At 30.8% G+C, this 6,241-nt stretch carries 8 protein-coding genes; 1 reads left to right on the plus strand and 7 read right to left on the minus strand.

The window, feature by feature from the left end:
• Positions 1-22: 22 nt before the first annotated feature.
• Positions 23-643 carry a TetR/AcrR family transcriptional regulator gene (locus FOF46_RS26180; RefSeq protein WP_167571954.1) on the minus strand — a complete coding sequence of 207 codons (621 nt, stop codon included), beginning with the start codon at positions 641-643 and terminating at the stop codon, positions 23-25.
• 209 nt (positions 644-852) lie between these two features.
• On the opposite strand from FOF46_RS26180, the gene FOF46_RS26185 reads away from it, so the two are divergent.
• On the plus strand, positions 853-2,244 hold the full coding sequence (locus FOF46_RS26185; RefSeq protein ID WP_143918504.1) for a right-handed parallel beta-helix repeat-containing protein: 1,392 nt from the start codon (positions 853-855) through the stop codon (positions 2,242-2,244).
• Positions 2,245-2,247: 3 nt separating this feature from the next.
• Here FOF46_RS26185 and FOF46_RS26190 read toward each other — a convergent pair whose 3' ends face one another.
• The 6 genes from FOF46_RS26190 to FOF46_RS26215 form a co-directional block, all read right to left on the minus strand.
• A complete protein-coding gene (locus FOF46_RS26190; RefSeq protein WP_109437353.1) occupies positions 2,248-2,595 on the minus strand; it encodes a DoxX family protein in 348 nt (115 codons plus the stop codon).
• A gap of 9 nt (positions 2,596-2,604) precedes the next feature.
• Complete coding sequence (locus FOF46_RS26195) at positions 2,605-3,465, minus strand: SDR family oxidoreductase (protein ID WP_143918505.1); 861 nt, start codon at positions 3,463-3,465, stop codon at positions 2,605-2,607.
• Positions 3,466-3,518: 53 nt separating this feature from the next.
• Positions 3,519-4,070 carry a TetR/AcrR family transcriptional regulator gene (locus FOF46_RS33000; protein WP_109437355.1) on the minus strand — a complete coding sequence of 184 codons (552 nt, stop codon included), beginning with the start codon at positions 4,068-4,070 and terminating at the stop codon, positions 3,519-3,521.
• A gap of 105 nt (positions 4,071-4,175) precedes the next feature.
• On the minus strand, positions 4,176-4,679 hold the full coding sequence (locus FOF46_RS26205) for a hypothetical protein (RefSeq protein WP_143918506.1): 504 nt from the start codon (positions 4,677-4,679) through the stop codon (positions 4,176-4,178).
• Positions 4,680-4,763: 84 nt separating this feature from the next.
• Positions 4,764-5,324 (minus strand): TetR/AcrR family transcriptional regulator, encoded by a 561-nt coding sequence (locus tag FOF46_RS26210; protein ID WP_143918507.1) that lies wholly within the window; start codon positions 5,322-5,324, stop codon positions 4,764-4,766.
• Between the two features lie 324 nt (positions 5,325-5,648).
• A partial coding sequence (locus tag FOF46_RS26215) for an aspartate/glutamate racemase family protein (protein ID WP_143918508.1) occupies positions 5,649-6,241 on the minus strand: 593 nt, incomplete at its 5' end.

The following is a 6,241-nucleotide window of genomic DNA, read 5'->3' on the forward strand; positions in this document are numbered from 1 at the left end:
TGAAATTATTTTGGGTTATGTATTACGTTTTTACAAACTTTTTTATTTGACGATATTCTTCTATACCTTTTTCGGTTAGATAAGGAAGTAGCAATTGCATCGCCATTTCAACTGGAGTAGTTTTATTTACTGTATAGTTTGATGAAGTAATTACCTGTTCCTGAGAAGACCAAAATGCACTTATCATCCATATATTGTACACCAGTTTATCATAGTCTATAAATTCAGATTCAGGTTTCATTCTCCCGCTCTCAACATAATAATCAACCAGTTTTTTACCTTGTTTAAAACGAATTAGATTTGATTCTTCATACATTTTTGCAACTTCGGGATACTGTCTGGTAATATGTACTACATCATTGAAGAAAAAATGATATCGTTTCATTAATTGATAAAACTTTTTCATCATCAATTCAAAATCATGAAGTGTTATATAACCTTCTGTAGTTATATAATCACTTGCTTCGGTATGCATATTCTTATAAATAACCTGAATCAAATCGGCCTTGGTTTTGTAATGATATGTAAGATTACCCGGACTTATTCCCAGTGATTCTGCTACTTGTCTCATAGTAACACTAGAAAAACCTTTAGCATTAAACAGTGTTAATGCCTTATTATAAATTTTATCTTTAATTTTCATTAGTACAAGTTTACTAATTTTTTTGAAAAATAAAAATCCTTATACTAATTTTAGGATTAAAACATTACATATCATCTATTTGAAATTCTTTTTTGTAGTTACTATAATGAACTAAATCTCGTATGGAAGAGAATCATTACGAAATATTTTATAAATTTGATTTTAATTCGTCGCAAAACCTACAACAAGCCTAATCTTAATAAAGCCCCATGAAAAACTTAACAAGCTACCTACTAATTTTTGCAATGATATTTACTATGTCATGTAGCAATGAAAAATCGGATTTAGCCGGAAATAATTCAGAATTTGAAGCAGACGCAGAGGATTTAGATGCAAATGGGTTACCAAAAATTCTTTTTGAAGTTCAAACGCCCATAATGCCAAATACTCAGGAATACACTATTGAATTAGATCGATGGGACATACCTAATAATGGAACAAATGCCATTAAAACTACAACTAATTTACAAGCAGCTATTGATTGGGCTCATCAAGAAAGCTATAGTAGAGTTATATTACCTAAAGGTGAGTATCTAGTTGGTGAAGATGTAAATGATATTTATCAAGGAGGTATTAAGATTTATGATAATACCGAATTTATCTTTAGCGAAGGAGCTATTTTAGAAATTGATACTAATGACAAATGGAACTATTGTGTCATTAGTTTAGATGGGGATAATATAATTATTCGGGATGGTATCATTAAGGGAGATCGGGATACTCATATTTTTACTCCACGTGACAGTGATGGAAAAACGGCTCATGATGAAGGTCATGGTATTTGTGTTTGGAATACAAGTAATCACGTATTAATTGAAAATATGGAAATCCATAGTTTAACCGGAGATGGTTCTTTAGTGCTGGACTCGAACGATGTTACTTTTATTAATAATAACATTTATAATAATAGACGTCAAGGTATTTCAATAGTTGGAGGTAAACGTATTGAAATAAAAGATAATGAAATACATCATATTAGTGGAACTGCTCCGCAATTTGGTATCGATATTGAAGGCGCAGGACGTGTCGATGAAGAAATATTAATCCAAAACAATTATTTCCATCATAATACTGGTGGAGATATTGTTAATACTAGTGGTGAGGATGTGTTTATCCTTGATAACGTTATGGAACAGGGAGAAGGAAGTACTTATGTTGACGGACCTATAGTTAGTTGGCATAAAACTCATAATATCATTGCAAGAAATACCATCACTATGGTTACAGGGTCAGCTAATGGAAGATTGGGATACATACAATACTCTGGAGGAGGAGATAAAGGTCATAATCGAGCCACTTATGTACACGATAATGTCTGTAATAGTTGTGGTATGTATATGTATAAAAGTTCTGATGCAGATGTTCGTCGCAACAAATTCTATGGTTACTTTTTGGCATTTTCTGAATTTGAAAATGCCATATTAATAGATAATTTAGTTACTTATTCTGAAGCACACCCTAAACTTAGATTTTGTTGGTCATACCGTTTTAATGATGTTACGGGTTTTGCTAGCGGAAATTATTTAGGAGATGATCCAGAGGAGATTCCACTTTCAAAAACTATACCTCATACACTGCAATGTGTATTAGATGGGTGGTAGGATTTATTTTTCAGGTAAATACATATTAGAGATCACTAATAATGTGATTAAGATTAGATTAATTAAAATAGTAAGCATAGAATCTTTATGCGCTAAATGTGCAACAATTGCAGTAATTAAAAAAAATCCTACTCCGGCATATGTCCATTCCTTTATTTGTAAACTAATATTTGGTATCAGTAATAGAATTGCGGCAATAGTTTTTAATGCCGCTAATTCTATTCTAAAAAAATCTGGAAAGCCTAGTGCTCTGATACCATCAATTGTACTTTTATTGAAGACATAAGTATAAGAACTAAAAAATAAAAAAGAAGAAATTAATATGGTAGATGACCAATACATTATTTTCATGCCTCCTGTTTATAAAAAGTTATTTTTTATTTGACTTACTAATTTAGTACCATCTGGATCCGCTTGTGTTTTTAGCGCAGTAATATTTTCTGCCCATTCTGAAGTACGAATTCGCAAAGGAGGATTTTCATTATTTGCCACTTTTAGCACCACCTCTGCTACTTCTTGGCCGGTTTGATATACCTGAACCTCACTTTCACTTGCTCTTTTTTGAGTACCTGCCAAGTATTTTTCGAATATAGGTAAGTATTCCCCTTTGGCTAACTGTCCTTCACTAGTTGTTTTTTCTACTGCTGATTTCATAAATTCTGTTGCAATACCACCTGGCTCTACACATGTGAATTTAATATTAAAAGGTTCGCTAACATAAGTCGCTAAACCTTCCATAAAACCTTCTGTAGCAAATTTTGCTCCACAATACAACTCATTAAAAGGTTGACCAACCAAACCACCTACAGAGGTTATACTGATGATTTGACCAGATCGTTGTTTTCTCATAAAAGGTAAGACTGCCTGCGTACAAAACACTGTACCATGGTAATTCACATCCGTTACCCATCTTATCTCTTTTTCTGTTGCCTGCTCGGTTGTTTTTGCAAAACCCGCTCCTGCATTGTTTACCAATACATCTATCTTACCATCTTTTTGTATAATAGTTTTTACAGCAGATTCTATTGAGTTAATATCGGTTACATCTAGTGGAAGTAATTCAATATTTAAATTTTCTTTTTCAATTCTTTCGTTAAGAGGAGTTGCTTTTTTTAGATTTCGCATAGTAGCATAAACCTTATATCCATTCTTAGCGAATAGAATTGAACTCTCAAACCCTACTCCTGTAGAAGTTCCTGTAATTAATACATTTTTATTCATTATAGTTGGTTTTGATTAGAATGAATATTCATTCCAAAAATTATATAAAAAATTTACTCTTTAATAGCGTCCCAAACCATTTTAGTTTGATTTAAGCATGAAATTTCTGTTGTATCTTTTTGAAGGAAATACCACCTTAAATAAGATAAAACCGCTCCACCTATAAACAAAAATAGTTCATTTATTTCTATATCTTTAATAACTCGTTCTTGCTTACCTTTTATCAATAATTGCACAACAGGATCAACCGATATCAATCCTTTTTTTTTGCTTTCTTCTGTAATAATCGGAGAAGCTTGTAGTTGCTCCATAAATAGAAAATATATTGGATTTTCTATGAAAAAGTCAATAATAGAAGTGAAATAACCTTCAAATTGTGTTTTTATAGGTTGATTTTGGTCAAAGGATAAATATACCGACTTTTCTTTTTGTTTTATGTCAACATAAATCTCATTAATTAAAATATTTTTATTAGGAAAGTAATTATAAATAGTTCCCATTCCTGTACCAGCAGCTTTTGCTATTGCAGACATTGGTGTATTATGGACTCCTTTCTCTGCTAAGAGCTGAAGTGCAGAAATTAGTATAATATCTTTTTTACTCATGAAACAAATTTACAAAAAATGGAATAATCATTCCAAATTTTTAACACTTATTAGATATGATTAAAAATTCTATATTTTAAATTATATGATGCAATACTTTATGGTTTATTGCGTATTTGTAAAGTTATCCTCAAAAAATTTCACCCATTTCCCTTCTTTAAGTTTTTCTCCATATTCTCTAAAACTCTTCACTCCTGTTTTTTCGAACACATATCTTGTATTCTCATTCGCTTTAACAATAAATTGTTGATTATCATATGTGGCAGGAAGTTTATTCACCCCTCTTTTAGAAAAAGGAAAATAGTAATATGTTTCATCTTTTTCATCATAGTATATAATAGTATGCAGTTGTAATAATTTTGAGTTTAACTTAATGACTAATATACTTTTGTCCAAGTCATAGCTTATTTTCTGAAAAGCTGGAGCTTGTTTTGTAATTTCTTCATTTTTATACACTGTTGAAGTGCCAATCCATTGTCCAACCATGAATTCTAAATTTCCCATCTTTTCTTGTTTTACGTTTTGTCCTAATGCTACATTAAATAGGAAAAGAAAAGCGGCTAGATAATGATATTTATAACTTAGATATAAGGTTTTTTTAAATTTCATATTTATTAATTTTGTCGCAAACAACCTGGTGATATAAATTTATAGCGAATAAGAAGAATAATTAATATGATAGATATTTACTATTTATTGATCATATCTTTTTTTAATTCTATTTAGAGTGTCAATAAAGGGCTTAGTTAACCCCATAGACTTAGATAAAACTAAACTTCCTTGTATGTCAATAAAGGTTTGATTGGCCTTATTTATAGCTTTAGCTTCTATCATTCCTTTTTCCATTCCAAAATGTTTGAAACTTTCAATCCACAAGTTAATACCTTCTCTAATTTGTGCTCCAAACAATGCAATTCCAGAATCTAGTGATAACGACCTATACATGCACACTTCCTGTCCGTCATTATAAATAGTACGAATGTTTTTAATGGCTTCTTCCAAACGAATATTCATAGCTTTATCCTGATCAGTCAAAATTTTGTAAATATTATCTCGTATCCACTCTTCCATATATGTTAAAACAGCAGAAGTCATATCCTTTTTACCACCTGGGTATCGATGATACAAACTTGCTTTTTTTAAACCTGCGGCATTTGCAAGTTCCATTAAACTGGCTCCATCGTACCCTTTTGATCGTAATACAGACATAAGGCCTTCTAACATTTGTTCTTCTTGTACTTTTTGTGGTCTCATGTAACAAATATAAAGGTATTCATGATATTTTACCAAACGTTCGGTAATTTTTTAACATAATTTTGATATTGAAATCAAACGTTATTTTATATATAACTTTTATATGATTTTATATCTATTATAAAATCGATTTGTTACTTATAAAATACTCTATCCTTCTCACTATTATTCTTAGTACAATTACAACAGACCGAATCGGGATATAATAAAATACTTAGTAACTCTATATATTTAGTAAACCATCTGTTCAATACCTGATTTAATGTTAGTTTCTTTATTTTTGGTTTTGATTTTATACATTCTATATTATATGTTTTCATTACTTTAGTTTTTAGTGATAGTACTATGTTCACACGCCCATTCTACAGCTTTGTAGGCATGAATTTTTGCCGTATGAAATATTGGAATTTTTATATCCTGTTCTGAAAGTAGTAAAGAGAGTTCTGTACAACCAAGAATCACTCCTTCTATTCCTTTTGAATACGAATTTTTAATTATTTCTATGCTATGTTCTCTTGAGGTTGTAGTACATACTCCCTTTACCAGTTCTGTATAAATAATATCATGGATTCGTTGCCTTTCATCAGATGCCGGAATACTAATTTCTAAATCATATTGATTTTCTAAAATGTTAGTATAGAAATCCTTTTCCATTGTAAACTTTGTCCCTAACAGCAACACTTTTTTAAGTTTTTTTTCTCTAATGGCATCTCCTGTAGCTTCAGCAATATGTAAAAAGGGAATCGACACATGCTCTTTTATAGCATCACTCACTAAATGTATTAGATTGGTACACAGCACTATGATGTCTGCTCCTGCCCTTTCTAATTGCCATGCACTTCTTGCCATAATAGCTCCAATACTATCCCAATCTCCTTCAAATGTTAGTTTTTCGATTTCTGCAAAATCAACAGATA

Source organism: Aquimarina algiphila (assembly GCF_007489275.1).
In the GTDB taxonomy this organism is placed as follows: Bacteria; Bacteroidota; Bacteroidia; order Flavobacteriales; family Flavobacteriaceae; genus Aquimarina; species Aquimarina algiphila.